This is a genomic window from Pontibacter sp. CAU 1760, from assembly GCF_054482735.1.
Window position 1 is genome coordinate 121,456 of sequence record NZ_JBTLRL010000006.1, and the last position, 15,574, is coordinate 137,029.

The window sequence follows — 15,574 nt, forward strand, 5'->3', positions numbered from 1 at the left end:
CGAGCTAATCCATGGATAGCCAGTCCAGGGCGGCATCTTCTGAGGAAAACTGTCCGATCTCTACTGGCGCGCCATGTTCCTCGGTAATGTGCTGAAGCATGTTCTCAAAGGAAATATAATTAAATACATCATCTCTTAAAACTCGGGCCAGCCTCCGTAAAGCAGATTCCCGAACGCCGACAGCTACTTCGCGCTTGATCCATTGCTGGTCCGAAAACAGGATATGATCCAGTTTTCGGGAGTCAATAAGCCAACGCTCAATGCGCTTTTCTAAGACGAGTTGTTTGGAGTAGAGAATACCCGCCCGGTACTCCTCACTGCTCACTGGGCGTAGCCACTTGATATGCAGTAATTTATTTTCCTCGTCCAAGGAAATGTACAGGAAGTGTTGCACGTCCAAGGGCATAATATTAAGTGTAGTGAATAGCCAATTTAGCTAAATTTGGAGGACTATTGGCTTTCAACAGAATTAACTTTTCTGTAAAACGCTGGTTATAGCCCCTGTTATGGGGGCTGCAATTAGTTGCAGTATTCGTTTTGCCATAACAAGAATATAACCTTTTTATTTATACTGAATGGATAGCATCACGTTATATGTAAAAAACATGGTTTGCGACCGCTGTAAAAAAGTGGTTGCTGATGAAATCTCAAAACTAGGGATACAGGTGCTGCAGGTTAAGCTGGGCGAAGTGGAAATCGCTGCGCCCACCACTCCGCACATGCATGCCATACAAGAAACATTATTGGCCAATGGTTTTGAATTGCTAGATGACCGCAAAACGAAATTGATTGAGCAGGTGAAGGTAGCCATCATTGAGTTGATTCACCAAAAAGCGGAGGTTGAGTTCACAACAAACATGTCTGACTACCTCTCAACCAAAATCGGTGTCGATTATAATTACCTAAGTAAGCTTTTCTCTACTCTTGAAGGCCTCACCATCGAGAAATTCCTGATTTTGCAGCGCATCGAACGGGCGAAAGAACTGCTTGTTTACAATGAACTTAGCTTGAAGGAAATTGCCTATACGCTAGGGTATAGCAGCGTGGCACACCTCTCCAACCAGTTCAAGAAAATAACTGGCCTTACCCCAAGCCACTTTAAGCAGCTTAAAACCGAAAAGCGCAAAACCATTGATAAAGTTCATGAATGATGCGTTGCTTTGGCCAATCCGGCTATATTCTATCTATAAGCTTTGTTCGCAGCTTCAGTAGAGAACGAGTAACGTTTTTATGATTGAGCTATCAGTTGCTTGTTACTGCACTTAGGTTAATCAAAGAAAAACCCACACCTGCTAACGATTAAACGCTGCAAGTGTGGGCAAGGAATTAAACTATAAACTAAAAAGGGACTTTCTTATACGGACTGCCTTACAGGGTAGCCAGTTCTTTCTGTGAAACACTTGATGCACTAGTGTGTTCCTCGGTTTCATCCAGGCTCTCATCATGTTGGCTAATGTCAAGGCCGGTGATTTCCTCTCCCTGTGTCACCCGAAGCGGGGAGATCATGTCTGTGATCTTGAGCAGAACCCAAGAGCCGAAAAATGCAAAAATAGATACTATGATCAGGGCAGCCAGGTGCACAAGGAAAAGCTTTGTTTCTCCGAAGATCAACCCGTTCCCTGTTTCGTTGGCTGGGTTAATGGCCTGCGAGGCGAATACACCTGTCAGTAGCATGCCTACCATACCGCCCACACCGTGGCAAGGGAAAACATCCAGGGTGTCGTCCAGGGATGTGCGGGTGCGCCAGTCAACGACCAGGTTGCTGATTACGGCCGCGATGGCACCAATGGCCAGGGAATGCGGAATGGTTATGAAGCCAGCAGCTGGTGTTACAGCCACCAGCCCAACAACAGCGCCTATACAAGTGCCCATCACAGAGGGCTTGCGGCCTTTCACGGCATCAAAAAATATCCAGGCAAGCGCCGCAGCGGCAGAGGCTGTGGTAGTAGTGGCCAGTGCAACCACGGCAAGTGAGTTTGCCCCCATGGCAGAGCCCGCATTAAACCCAAACCAGCCAAACCACAAAAGCCCTGTGCCGAGCAATACGTATGGAATGTGCGCTGGTTTGTGGTGGCTGGCATCGTGGCGGCGTTTCAGGTATATGGCAGAAGCCAGGGCCGCCCACCCCGCTGACATGTGCACCACCGTTCCCCCTGCGAAGTCAAGCACGCCGAATTTGAGCAGCAAACCGTCCGGGTGCCAGGTAGCGTGCGCCAACGGTGCGTAGATGAACACGAAAAAAAGGCCGATAAAAACGGTATAGGAGATAAAGCGAATGCGCTCTGCAAATGCCCCTGTGATAAGGGCGGGGGTTATGATTGCGAACTTCAGCTGGAACATGGCAAAAAGCAGCAACGGAATGGTAGGGGCTGAAGGCCAGGGGGCGCCATCGATCACGCCACGCATCATAAAGAAGGTGGCAGGGTTACCGATGATGCCGCCAAATGAATCGCCGAAAGCCAGGCTGAAACCAAATACGATCCAAATAACGGTTACGATTGCCATACAGATAAAGCTCTGCAACATGGTGGACAGCACATGTTTCTTGCGCACCATACCGCCATAGAAGAAGGCAAGGCCCGGCGTCATGATCAAAACCAAAGCAGTAGCTGTCAGCATCCAGGCTGTGTCTGCGCCATCTATGTCGGCAGTGCTTTCAGCACTCGGCAGCGAGGGTACTATAAATGTTAAGCACACAACTAGAAACAGCAGCAGAAAAGGGATTTTAGATAATTCTTTGGTCATGGGAAAATAAATGTTGAAACAAGAAAGTTATAATCGGCACTAGTTTGTTTTCGGATAGTTATTTAAACCTCTAATTTATTGCTAAAATCAATTTAATGTAAAGTTTTGATTGATATTTTTTTAATTAAATACCCTTTTAGGTTTAAAAAAAATATTTAAGAGTTGTTTGGGTACGATCAATTAATTATAGTATACTACACATCTAAAAATATAAAGTGCATTAATTATGTTAAGTATATTGGTTTGAGAACCAATGAAAGGCGGGATATTAACTAAAATGGCCCTGCTACACGTAAGGAGGGCCATTTAAAACTGAGAAATGTGAGGAGGGAATTACCTCGATTGAAAAAGCAAGCGCACTTCCTGCAATACTTGCGCTTGTACAGGCGATTGTGGCGCCACCAGATCGAAGTGGCCTGCGTTGGGCAATACTATCAGCGCTGCGTCATCCCCATGTTTTCTGGCTTTCTCTACAAAGTCACTGCTCTGACTGACAGGTACAATCGGGTCTAAGGCGCCTTGTATCAGCCTTGTTAGGGCCTTAAGCGGAAGTAATTGAATAGGGGAACCATCGGCATATCGGGCAGCCTGTTCCGAAGGCATGCCTTCCATTAACTGCGGTACGGCGCTGTTGCAACTCCCTGCTTGCTGGCTATAGGTAGCAAGGTCGGTTATGCCTGCCAACGATACCACACCTTTCAGCTTCAGTGGTTTTTTGATGTATAACGGGCTTGTGCGAGGCAGATTGTGCCGGGCTGCCAACCATAAACCCAGGTGTCCGCCGGCTGAATGCCCCAGCACCACTACATTTTTTTTATCCAATGGATAGTTTTTTGCCAGTTCCCGGACATAGTCAGTGCCCTGTGCCACATCCAGAAAAGTGCCGGGCCAGCCGCCGCCCACATCGCCCACGCGCCTGAACTCGAGGTTCCAGGTGGCATAGCCATTTGTGGTGAGCGCCTGGCTCAGGTGGGCCATGTACGTGCGGTCGTATGCAGAAAGCCAGCACCCCCCGTGCACCACCACTACCACCGGAAAAGGACCCTGACCTGAAGGCAAACGTAACTCGCCGAACTGCAGCGAATCCGGACCGTATGCCACCACTTGATCGGGTTGTGGCACTGGCAGGTCTGCTATCTGTTGCCAGGTGATGAGTTTTTGGGGCTGTTGCTGGGCGTTGCTGGTAGGCATGATGACAGTTAGTAGCGTGATAGTGAGGAGGAAGATTCGAAGATTCATGAAGCCTGAGCTAAGGTATAGATTGCAAAAATAGCATTTAAGGCTTTCTGATACCTGTTTATTTTAAGGCTGTTTCAGTCTCCTTTTAGGCGCTTTAGGTGATGGTATCCCTGAGGGCAAACAAGTCCGCCGCTGGTTTCGCTAACCCGCAGCTTACCTTTAGGGTTAAATCCCTATGTCTTGCCATTCCATTCAAGAGTTGTTCCTAGCAAAAGAAAAAGGGTAGCCAGCGCATGCCTGACTACCCATTTCTGCAATACTCAAAGCTGAAGCTATGCTGTTTTCTGCGTTATTTTCGATCCGAAAAAGCCATAGTACATAATATACGCATAGCATAACATCGGTACCAGGAAAGACAGCTGTAAGTTACCCGTCACGTCGGCTACCAGGCCTTGCAGCGGCGGTATAATGGCGCCCCCTACAATAGCCATTACCAGCAGCGAAGAGCCTTGGCTGGTATTTATACCTAATCCTTCAATAGCTAGGGTGAAGATAGTTGGGAACATGATGGAGTTGAATAAGCCAATGGCTATTACAGACCACATCGCCACAGAGCCCTCAGCAAAGGTAGTCAGCAGCAGCAGTCCGATAACGGCAGTCGCGAAGAAGCCCAACGTGCGGCTTGGTATAAACTTACCCAGCAGCAGCACAACGAAGTTCAGGGCAATCAGGCCGAGGGCAATAAGCGCCTCTGTCAGTCCGTATACCGAGAACATCACCACAAAAGCCACTGCGGCAATCAGGCCGATAATCAAGTACTTGTTGCTGGTTTTGTTAAACTGCGCCAAAGCCACAGCACCAAAGAAACGACCCACCATGGCACCGCCCCAGTAAAAGGCCAGGTAATGTCCTGCCTCTGTCTCGTCCAGGCCAGCAATGTGCGGGAGCCTGAAAAAGTTGATGAGCATACTGCCGATGGCTACCTCGCCACCCACATACATAAAGATACAAACGATACCCAGCACCAGGTGGCGGTACTTCAGGGCACCCGCGCCCGGCGCCGCTAATTCGTCCCCATCACTCTGGATGCGCGGGAGCTTTGCTAATTTAATCAGGACGGCGATGGCCAGCAACGCACCAGCCAACCCAAGGTAAGGCAGTTTAACGGAGTCTGCGGAGTTTCCCTGCGCTGCGTTTACGCCTTCAAAAATCAGGTAGCCCCCAATAATAGGCGCTACCGTGGTGCCCAGGGAGTTCAGGGCCTGCGTCATGTTCAGGCGGCTGGCAGCTCCCTCCGGAGGGCCGAGCACGGCCACATAGGGGTTCGCGGCAATCTGAAGGATGGTGATGCCCGAAGCCAGGATGAATAGCGCCAACAGGAAGAAATTGTAGCTCAGCAGGCTGGCTGCCGGTAAGAAAAGAGCACACCCGATGGCAGCTACTATCAAGCCGATGATAATACCGTTTTTATACCCTATTTTCTGAATAGGGTCGCCTTTGGTAATCGAAAAAACGAAGTAAAGCAGCGAAACGATAAAATAGGCCCCGAAAAATGCCGTCTGGATCAGCATTGCCTGCAGGTTGTTCAGCGTAAAGACCAACTGAAGCTTTGGAATGAGGATGTCGTTCATGCAGGTGATAAAGCCCCACATAAAGAACAGGATGGTTACGATCACCAAAGGGCCGCCGTAGTTGCGCGCGGGTGCGGCGGTGTATTCCTTTTGGGCTTGTTGCGTGATTCCGGCCATAATAATTAGCTAATGATTTTAGAGTGTATAATTGCGTTTCGTAATTCTGTCTAATGCTGCAAACAAGTTACATGTTCACAGCGCCATATTTGCTCGATGGCTGCTTCACAAAGTACCTGTCTGGCTACAGGTTTTAAATGGTAATATTTTGTTGGAAATCAAGCGAAGTGAGCCCTCCCTTTAACCACACAATTCTCTTCCCTGCAGATTCGGGCTCAATTTAAATGCTTTATAGCAGAATTACCAATTATAGACCTCCAATCGCTGATTATTGCTTTTATCGGAATGAAACCCTGGTGAGTCCGCACTTTAGCCGGAACATTAATTGGCAGAATTTTCGTAAGCAGAGGCTAAAACAGTGTGATGCACAAATTAAAACAATGGCTGGAGAGCACCACGGGTTTGTCGTCCGAATTTTACGGGGACCTGCTCTATTCCCTGCTTGTAATAACAGTTCTGTTCGTGTTGGCCAAGCTGTTCTTGTGGGCGATTTTTAAACGGGAGCAGGATCTTCGGAAGCAGTACCAATGGCGGCGGTTCACAAACTACGTTGCGACGGGCTTAGCAATTTTATTGCTCTCCAATGTGTGGTTCAATGGCTTTGAGTCGATCGCTACGTTTTTAGGCCTGTTGTCAGCTGGATTGGTGCTGGCTTTGCGCGAGCCTCTCCTGAACATGGCAGGGTGGCTGTTCGTGCTCTGGAAGCGGCCCCTTCGCATCGGGGACCGGATACAGATCGGCGAGGTGGCTGGCGATGTGATCGACATTGGGCTGTTCCAGTTCACGCTGAACGAGATCAGGGGCTGGGTAGATGCCGATCAGGCCACCGGCCGGACAGTGCACGTGCCAAACTCCCGGTTGTTTACGGTGCCCTTGGCCAATTACAACTACGGTTTCCCGTTTGTATGGCACGAAATACCCGTCTGCATCACATTCGAGAGCAACTGGCGGCATGCCAAGCAACTACTGGAAGAGATTGTGCAGCGCCATGCAGAACAGCTCAGCGAGAAGGCGCAGCAACAGGTGAAACGGCAATCGCAGCGGCACCTTATCTTCTATGAGGATTTACAGCCCATAGTATACACAACCGCCAACGAGCACGGTATACAGTTTACGCTGCGCTACCTGTGTGCCCTGGTACGGCGCAGGCAGAGCACCCACCAAATCTGGGAGGATGTACTGACCCAGTTTCTGGCAACGCCCAACATACAGTTTGCCCATCCAACCACGCGTTTCTACAGAAGTTCCGATGGTATAAAAATAGACACGCCGATACCTCCTGTGACATAACAAAGATTAAAATTAGCGAGAAATGAATGGGGTATACCGTCCTGCCCCAGGCCGATATAAAAGTTGCCTGATAGGGAGGGAAGTAGCGAGAAGGGCTTTTTAAGGGAAAATTTTCGACACACCGCAAGGTGTCTGAAGCTGTAAAAGGAGGGGAACCACAAGCACCCATTTGTGATGCCCCTCTCTTATCAATTAAACAAGTGCCTGTACGTTCGCTGTTATTGGGTTGACTGACAAAAGAATTAAACCAACCAAAATCTACAACGCAACCAGCATAATACAAGCCTTTTACACTATACGCGTGCCTACCCCTGATTACCAGGCGAAAGGCATTCTTTACGTATAAATCCCTTTAAAATAGTGCTTTATTCATCCGCTCAAGCATAAAATCCACTCATCGCAAGCATGCATAAGTTAAGCCAATGATCCTTTGGCATGCAGCCGTTTGAGGTATAGATTTAACGAGATGCTTGCTGTGAAGCCTGCACGTAAAAGTTGCGGTCTACTTCCAGCTTGGTTTTTTTGCCAACGCCTGGCAGGTGCTGCCATTTGGTGGTTGGCTCCAGCCATTTTTCCTTGCCGTCCAGGCGCACTTTCACGGGCATGTCAAAATCCGCCACGCTATTAGCCCAACGGTAGTATAACTGCTTGCCATCGGTATAGTACGCTAATTCAGGGATGCGCACATCGCGCAGGTACTGATCGAAAACAGGGGTAAGGTTACGGCCTATGTGCTCGCTCAGGTAGTTTTCGATCTGGGCAGTGGTCACCGTCTGGTGATAGAAGTCCTTGTTGAGGCCGCGCAGGATGCTGCGCCATTTTGCATCGTCCTGCACAAGCTGGCGTAGGGTATGCAGCATGTTGGCCCCTTTAAAGTACATGTCGCCGGAGCCACTGTGGTTTACGCTGTAGTGCCCAATAATGGGCTCGTCGTTGCGCACCAGTTTCCGCTGACCAATCACGTAGTCAGCAGCGGCCTCTTTGCCGTAATGATAATCCAGGAAAAGGTTTTCGGAATAGGTAGTGAAGCTCTCGTGAATCCACATGTCGGCAATGTCCTGGTACGTGATGTTGTTGGCGAACCACTCGTGGCCCGATTCATGGATGATAATATAATCGAACTTCTTGCCCCAGCCAGTGCTGCTAAGGTCGCGGCCCTTGTAGCCGTTTTGGTACCCGTTCCCGTAAGTCACCGAGCTTTGGTGCTCCATACCCAGGTATGGCACCTCTACCAGTTTGTAACTGTCCTCATAAAACGGGTAAGGGCCAAACCAATGCTCAAATGCCTGGAGCATGCGCGGCACGTCTTTGAATTGTTTTCTGGCTTTCTCCAGGTTTTCGGGCAGTACATAATAGTCGCAGTCCAACGTGCCTTTTTCTCCTGCGTATTTTTCGCCGAAATGCACATAGTCAGCCAGGTTCACGTTCACACCGTAGCTGTTGATGGGGTTGCTCACGAACCAATGGAAAGTGTTGGACCCGTCCGGATGTTTGGTAGTACCAAGCAGTCGCCCGTTGGATACGTCCATTAAACCTTCTGGCACCCGCACGCTTATTTTCATGCTGTCTGGCTCGTCATACATGTGGTCTTTGCAGGGCCACCAAAGGCTTGCTCCGTCTCCCTGGCACGAAGTAGCGACGAAAGGCTTGCCCTTGCTGTCTTTTCGCCACGTCAGGCCGCCGCTCCAGGGCGGGTTCTGGCTTACCTGGGGCTTTCCCCCATAGTATACCTGTACGCTGTCGTGTTGGCCTATGCGCTGTGGGGGCAACTGCACAAAATATGCGTTTCCGTTTTGCTGTACTTGTAACTGTTGGCCGCGCTGCATGACCTTCTCAAGACGCATAGGTGGTTGCAGGTCTATTTGCATGCGCTGCTGCGGTCCCAGCACCTTATAAGCGATGGTGTTTACCCCTTTCACGGTGCTGTCGGCAGGGTTTACAGCGATGTTTAGATGGTAATAGGTGAGGTCCCACCAGGCACGCTCCGGGGTGATGCTGCCGCGCAGCGTGTCTTGCTGTGTGAACTGTGTCTGCGCCTGCACCTGGTGCGCACCACCGGCTATAACTACTATAGAAAGCAGCAGGAGGGGAAGCAGTTTTTTAGTTGATTTCTGAATCATAGGAGGAGTAGAGCAGCTTGTTTTAACAAAATCGATGAAAGTGCCGCCGTATAGTTAGAGACAATTTTCATCGCTAAAGTAAGCCATTGCAACGGCTATGCCAAACAGCTTTTGTGGCGAAGCCGGAAAGGAGTAACGGAGGGAAGAGCCAGAAAGCAAAAACCGCTGCCAGCCCGGTAAGGCGAACAGCGGTTTTTGCTGATTCTTATAAATAGCATTGCTTATTCAGGCTGTACCAGTTCCTTGTATTCCGGGTGGCGCTTGATGTAGGCCTCCACCACCGGGCAGGAGGGCACAATCTGGTAATTCTTGGACTTGGCATACTCCAGGCCGTTTTTCACCAGTTCATCGGCTAGTCCGTTGCCCCTGTTGTCTTCTGGCACAAAGGTATGGTCCAGGTCCATCACCCCAATTTCGGGGTAAGTGTAGGTTAATTCTGCTTCATCCCCGCCAACCATTGCGTAAAAGCGCAGGTCCTCTTCGTCATGTATAATCTCCATTTCAGTGATTTCGTTTAGTAGAAGTTTCAAACGTATACGCGCGCTCGGGTGCTGCGTTCAGAAACCTAATCAACCAGTTTCATCGCAGGCTTGCCGGAGCAGCTGGATGCTATCGTCGAGCAAGGGTTTGTGCAGAAACCCGGAGACCAATTCGTTTTCCTGGGCACGCGCCATTTCTGCCTCATCCACCGACGAAGACAAAATGTAAATACGGCATACCTGCTGCAGCTTGCTGGCGTAGGGCAACAGCGAGTCCAGGAAATCCCAGCCACTGACGTGGGGCATGTTCAAGTCCAGCAGGATGAGGTCGGGCATTGTCGCACTGCTCTTTCCCTCCAGGATAGGGATAAGGCTGGCCAGGGCCTCTGCACCGGACAGAAAGCACTCATACGCGTCGGCAAACTTCTCCTCGGCTAAGGTTGCCTCCGTCAGGAAGGTGCTCACCTCGTCATCATCCACAATCACTATTTTGCTATACATGCTTCATCCCCAGTAATATTTTAAAAGTAGTGCCTACCTGCGGGGCACTGTCCACCACAATTTTGCCTCCTAACGACTCTACCTGCGTTTTTACCAGAAACAGGCCAATCCCTTTGCCCTGCACCTCCGGGTGAAAGCGATTGTAGAGTTTGAAGAGCTGGTGCTCCACCACGTGCATGTCCATTCCAAGGCCATTGTCCGTGAAGGTAAGCACGAAGCCGCGTTTGTCCTTCTCCACTTTGATGCGGAGGGCCAAGGGCCGGTCGGGCCTCCTGAACTTAATGGCGTTAGAAACCAGGTTATAAAGCACACTGTATAGGTAGGCCCGGATGGAAAGAAGCTGGAAGCTGCCGTCAATCTCCAGGCTTACGTGGGTCTGGCACTCCTGCAACTGCTCTTCAAAGTTGAGGAGCACCTCCTCGCATACCTCCCGGAAATTCACCAGCTTGCGCATACTCAGCCCACCGGCATCGCGCACAGCTAGGATATGGCTGATGTCCTTGATCACGCTGTCGAGCTGCTGCACCGATACCTGCAGTTTGTCAATGGTAAGGTCGTAGGTATCGCTGTGCTTGTCCAGCTTCTTGACCAGTGAGGCAAGGCCGATGGCGTTGGCCACCGGGGCCCGCAGGTTATGCGACACCACGTAAGCAAACTGCTGCAGGTTGCGGTTATGTTTCAGCAGGTCGTCGGCCAGTTTGGTCAGCTTTTTCTCGTCCTCCTTCTTTTCTGTGATATCGGTTTCGATGGCAATGTAGTTAACAAGCGCGCCTTGCTCATCAAACACTGGGTTTACGTCTATCTTGAACCAGAACGTTTCGCCGTTCTTGCGGTAATTAAGGATCTCTTCGGAAAATGGCCGTTGCGACCTGTACTTGTCGCGGATGCGCTTGCCTACCTCCGGGTCAGAATCCGGGCCCTGCAGGATCATGCTTGGCACCAGTCCCCTCACCTCCTCCAGCGAATACCCTGTCAGGCGGCTAAAGCCCTCGTTCACCCATTCTATCCGGCACTGGCTGTCCATGATCACAATGCCGTTAGTTGATTTGCTGGCTACCAGGGAAAGCTTCTCGAATTCGTGCTGCGTGGCTTTTTTAACGGTATTGTCCAGGATGTGCACGGCAAGCCCTTTGTCGGTCGGGAAAATGCTATACTGGAACGTTTCAGTGGCTTCCTTGGTCGTATAAGTTTCCTCGAAGCGCAGGGCGGTTTTACTGGCGGCCACCTCCTGGCACTTGGCATAGAAACCGGTGTATTTTAAGCCGGGTTTCAGATCCCAGATGTTCTGGCCGTTCAAGGCGCTCATCTTCATCCCCAAAGAAGCGGCATAGGCCGTGTTGGCGTACTCAATGCGCCATACATTGTCCAGCACCACGAAGGGCTCGGGGATGCTCTCCACGATATTCTGTAGTTCCAGGGCCTGCTTGTAAAGTAGCTCCTGCGAAACTTTGCCTTGTGTTATATCCTGGGCGATCCCCTGCACACCTACTGTTTCACCGCCTAAGCGCACCGGGATCAGGGTCAGGAAAAGGTTTTTCTCCTGCGCCTCTTTGTCCAGAAACGAAAGCTCAAGCTGTTGGGCCGCACCGGTTATCACGTTCCGAAAAGCCTTGTTTGCCAGCGGTAAGTCAGCGTTTTGCAGCAGCACACTGTAATGGCGGCCCAATGTCTCGGCTTCGGTATAGCCACTCAGTTGCTCCATGTGGCGGTTTGTCTGCTGAAAATGACCGGTGTTGTCAAGAGTGAAAACGGCTTCCGGGTGTTCGAGAAAAAGGGACTCGTAGTAGGCCTGTTGCCTTGCTTTCTGCTCTTCTGCCTCAACAGCCTCTGTCACATCCTTCGAGTTCGTCACGATGCCCTGCACATGCGCATTGCCGAGCATGTTTGTCACGTTGCTCTGCATCCAGCGCCACGCGCCGCACTTTGCCTTAAACCGGAAAGGGGGCATCTGGATATACTCCTTAGACTCTATCATTTGCAGCACCTCCACTGCCCTTGGCAAGTCGTCGGGGTGGATAAACTCCAGGGCCGACCTCCCCAGCAGTTCCTCCTGCTCATACCCCAGGTGTGCCTTAACGGGTGCCCCCACATAGGTATACACGCCTTCCTTATTGATAACAGAGATCAAATGGGTGCTGTTGGTCACCAGGGCCTGGTAAAAGGCAGCGGAGTAAGGGGTGGTTTTGACTGGAGCAGAGGGTTTAGGGATCGCCATGACGAGGTTGAATTAAGACTCCATCCCAAGTAACCAGGAAGGTAGAATCATGCTATTTGGCAGAATGCGTTTAAAAGTCAAAAATACAAATTAAGCTACTAAGCTAAGCACAAGTTTGGACACCTCTAAATTTTTAATTTTAAATAGGGGCATAATGCGATCGGAATAAGTAAAAAGTCTATCCCGCTGTTGCGTTTAAGGCAACGTAGCAACTGGTTTTGGATTGCTTCATCGTTCTAAGTGGGTTCAAACCCTTCATCGGGCAGTTGTTTAGTGCGGCTGTATTTTTTCAAGATTCGTAAGCGGGTTGTGCGAATGGTATAAATAAAGGAGAAAAGGAGGGATAGAATTTTCCTTTTTGCGCTCCTATTAGTATGGAGAAGCAGTAGCTGGCACCATAGCCGGGTACCGAACATCTGAAAACACAATAAACTACTTATGGCTATTTTTACTCGACGCGGCGGAAGTCTCTTCCTGCTGTTCTTCTTATGCTGTATCTGCTCCAATGTATTCGGGCAGGTAGTCACCACGTCACCTGCTTTCCCGACAGCGGACCAGGAGGTAACCCTTACGTTTGACGTTTCAAAAGCCAAAGACTCTAGGGCGAGCGGGCTGCTAGGTAAAACAAGTGGCGTATACCTGTGGTCCGGGGCGGGCACAACCGAGACCGGAGATGCCTTCCAGTACCAGCCGGTGGGGCAAACCAACTGGACACAAGCTTTCGAGCCTGGCAAGATGACCTCCCTGGGCAACAACCGCTGGGAGATAAAGCTAGTGCCGAGACAGTACTTCGCTGTGCCGGCAGGCACGCCCATCCGCAAGCTCGGGCTTCTTTTGAAAAATGCCAACGGCTCAGCCCAGACAGAAGACCTGTTCGTGACAATATACCCGGACGGGCTGACCGCTGCCTTCAACCAACCGACGGGCAGCGTGCTTTTCCCGGCAGCCAACACTACCATACCAGTGCAGGCCGCGGCCTCGTCGCCGGCTACCATCACCCTAAAGGTTGATGGCACCGAGGTGGCCCGCGCAACCAATGCTACTACGCTGACCCACACCTTGCATGTAGGGGCGACGCCGAATCAGCGCCACACCGTTGTCCTAGAGGCCACTGCCGCTGCGGCAATTGCCCGCGACACCTTTTATTACACGGTCGCGCCAACGCCTGCTGTGCTGGCTTTGCCTGCCGGCATAAAAGACGGCATCAGTTATATAAGCCCAACGGAGGTTGTGCTGTCGTTTTTTGCGCCGGAAAAGCAGTTTGTTTATGCCATTGGCGAATTCAACAACTGGATTCCCTCGGAAGCGACCCTGATGAACCGCACCCCGGACGGTAAGCGCTATTGGGTGCGACTGCAAGGCTTGCCGGCAGGGCTGGAGGTAGCGTTTCAGTACCTGGTGAACGGGGAGGAAGCCGTGGCCGACCCTTATGCCGAGAAGATACTGGACCCAAACAACGACAAGTACCTGACCGCGGCGAATTACCCGAACCTGAAAGCTTACCCTGTCAAAGCCAAAGGCATAGTGTCGGTGTTGCAGACCAACCAGCAGGCTTACGACTGGAAAGTAAAGGATTTCTCTCCGCCAGCTGCTGAGAAACTGGTAATTTACGAGTTGCTGGTCCGCGACTTCGTGGACACCCGCAATTACCAGACGCTGATCGACACGCTTTCTTATTTGAAAAGGCTGAACGTGAACGCCATTCAGCTAATGCCGATCATGGAATTCTCGGGCAACGACTCGTGGGGGTATAACCCGATCTTTTACTTTGCACCGGACAAAGCCTACGGCACCAAGCAAAACCTGAAGGCGTTTATTGATGCGGCGCACCAGGCAGGTATAGCCGTGATCCTGGACATGGTGCTGAACCAGGCCGATTTCGAGTTTCCTTATGTGCGCCTGTACTGGGACTATAATCAGAACAAACCGACGGCCAACAATCCGTTCTTCAACCAGCAGGCCACGCACCCTTTCAGCGTGTTCTTCGACTTTAACCATGAGAGCCCGGCCACGCAGGATTTCGTAAAGCGGGTGACGCAGTATTGGCTGGAGGAGTATAACTTCGATGGCTACCGGTTTGACCTTTCCAAAGGTTTTACGCAGACCAACTCAGGCGGGAATGTGCAGAGCTGGAGCAGTTATGACCCAAGCCGCGTCAAGATCTGGAAAGACATCTACGACCACATCCGTTCTTTCGACTCCGATGCTTATGTGATATTGGAGCATTTTGCGGATAACCGCGAGGAGAAGGAGCTGGCAAATTATGGCATGCTGCTGTGGGGCAATACCAACCACGATTTCCGTACCCTGGCCAAAGGGTATGAGGCTGACCCATCCTGGATATCCTACAAAAAAAGAGGCTGGGACCAACCGCACCTGATCGGTTACCTGGAGAGCCATGACGAGGAGCGCCTTATATATGACGTGCTGAACAACGGACGCACCGAGAGCGGCTACAACACCCGCAGCCTTTCCACGGCCCTGAACCGTGCCAAGCTGGCAGCTGCCTTTGGCCTGTTGGTGCCCGGCCCTAAAATGCTCTGGCAGTTTGGGGAGTTAGGGTATGATGTCTCCATCGATCAGAACGGCCGTACAGGTGCCAAGCCCGTGCGCTGGGACTACCAAACCGACCCGGAGCGAAAGAAGCTGTTCCAGATATATGCCGAGCTGATCAAACTCAAAACCACACACCCTGCCTTTAGTACCAGCAACTTTGAGCTGGACTATGCCGGACAGGTAAAGCGACTGACTTTGCGCGGACAGAACATGAACGTGTTCCTGATCGGTAATTTCGGGGTGCAGGGGCAAGTGCCTGCCAGCAACTTCCCGGCCACCGGCACCTGGTATGATTATTTTACCGGCGATGAGGTGGCTGTGACGGCCGTGAGCGAGGATATTGTGCTGAAGCCAGGGGAATTCCGTCTCTTTACTACGGAGCGCCTTCCGGCCCCGACACCAAACCTGCTGCCATGGCAGCGCGTGGTATTGGATGCCGCGGAAGAGTTGGCTGATGTCCGCACGCTATCGGTATACCCGAACCCTGTGCAGCAAAGCACCCTATTGGAACTGAACAGCAGCTACCGTGGCCCGGTGCAGGTGCAGGTGCTGGATGTAACCGGCCGTGTGTTGCGCACGCAGCAATTCCAAAAGAGCCAGCAGACGCTGCAACAACCCATGCAGTGGCAGGAAATGGCCAATGGGTTATACTATCTGCAGGTAGCGCAAGGCAACCAGAAAAGCGTCCGGAAAGTTGTGAAACTGGCGCAGTAAATGCTTAAAGCGGGCATAACTCACGGG

The 15,574-nt window shown here is 51.1% G+C and carries 11 protein-coding genes; 3 read left to right on the forward strand and 8 right to left on the reverse strand.

Features of this window, described 5'->3' with window-relative positions; translation table 11 throughout:
* Positions 1-4: 4 nt before the first annotated feature.
* The gene (locus ACXYMU_RS10355) at positions 5-406 is read right to left on the reverse strand and encodes a hypothetical protein (protein ID WP_458986314.1); all 402 of its coding nucleotides are present in this window, start codon (positions 404-406) and stop codon (positions 5-7) included.
* A 169-nt stretch (positions 407-575) separates the two neighbouring features.
* Here ACXYMU_RS10355 and ACXYMU_RS10360 point away from each other — a divergent pair, with 169 nt between their 5' ends.
* Positions 576-1,151 carry a helix-turn-helix domain-containing protein gene (locus ACXYMU_RS10360; RefSeq protein ID WP_458986315.1) on the forward strand — a complete coding sequence of 192 codons (576 nt, stop codon included), beginning with the start codon at positions 576-578 and terminating at the stop codon, positions 1,149-1,151.
* A 217-nt stretch (positions 1,152-1,368) separates the two neighbouring features.
* On the opposite strand, the gene ACXYMU_RS10365 is transcribed toward ACXYMU_RS10360, so the two are convergent.
* From ACXYMU_RS10365 to ACXYMU_RS10375, 3 genes are all read right to left on the reverse strand, one after another.
* Positions 1,369-2,745 (reverse strand): ammonium transporter, encoded by a 1,377-nt coding sequence (locus tag ACXYMU_RS10365; RefSeq protein WP_458986316.1) that lies wholly within the window; start codon positions 2,743-2,745, stop codon positions 1,369-1,371.
* Positions 2,746-3,078: 333 nt separating this feature from the next.
* Positions 3,079-3,984, reverse strand: coding sequence for an alpha/beta hydrolase family protein (locus ACXYMU_RS10370; protein WP_458986317.1), 906 nt, complete (start codon positions 3,982-3,984; stop codon positions 3,079-3,081).
* A gap of 272 nt (positions 3,985-4,256) precedes the next feature.
* Complete coding sequence (locus ACXYMU_RS10375) at positions 4,257-5,672, reverse strand: sugar MFS transporter (RefSeq protein WP_458986318.1); 1,416 nt, start codon at positions 5,670-5,672, stop codon at positions 4,257-4,259.
* A 363-nt stretch (positions 5,673-6,035) separates the two neighbouring features.
* Between ACXYMU_RS10375 and ACXYMU_RS10380 the strand changes: the two genes are divergently transcribed.
* Positions 6,036-6,962: a mechanosensitive ion channel family protein gene (locus ACXYMU_RS10380; RefSeq protein ID WP_458986319.1), complete on the forward strand. Its 927-nt coding sequence runs from the start codon at positions 6,036-6,038 to the stop codon at positions 6,960-6,962.
* Between the two features lie 458 nt (positions 6,963-7,420).
* On the opposite strand, the gene ACXYMU_RS10385 is transcribed toward ACXYMU_RS10380, so the two are convergent.
* From ACXYMU_RS10385 to ACXYMU_RS10400, 4 genes are all read right to left on the reverse strand, one after another.
* Complete coding sequence (locus ACXYMU_RS10385) at positions 7,421-9,082, reverse strand: M1 family metallopeptidase (protein ID WP_458986320.1); 1,662 nt, start codon at positions 9,080-9,082, stop codon at positions 7,421-7,423.
* Positions 9,083-9,303: 221 nt separating this feature from the next.
* Positions 9,304-9,582 (reverse strand): GNAT family N-acetyltransferase, encoded by a 279-nt coding sequence (locus ACXYMU_RS10390; protein ID WP_458986321.1) that lies wholly within the window; start codon positions 9,580-9,582, stop codon positions 9,304-9,306.
* Between the two features lie 69 nt (positions 9,583-9,651).
* Entirely contained in the window at positions 9,652-10,062 is a 411-nt protein-coding gene (locus tag ACXYMU_RS10395; protein ID WP_458986322.1) for a response regulator, read from the reverse strand.
* Entirely contained in the window at positions 10,055-12,277 is a 2,223-nt protein-coding gene (locus ACXYMU_RS10400; protein ID WP_458986323.1) for a PAS domain-containing sensor histidine kinase, read from the reverse strand. The genes ACXYMU_RS10395 and ACXYMU_RS10400 overlap by 8 nt, the downstream gene beginning before the upstream one ends.
* Before the next feature lie 438 nt (positions 12,278-12,715).
* On the opposite strand from ACXYMU_RS10400, the gene ACXYMU_RS10405 reads away from it, so the two are divergent.
* Positions 12,716-15,547: a DUF4961 domain-containing protein gene (locus ACXYMU_RS10405; protein WP_458986324.1), complete on the forward strand. Its 2,832-nt coding sequence runs from the start codon at positions 12,716-12,718 to the stop codon at positions 15,545-15,547.
* The last annotated feature ends 27 nt before the right edge of the window (positions 15,548-15,574 follow it).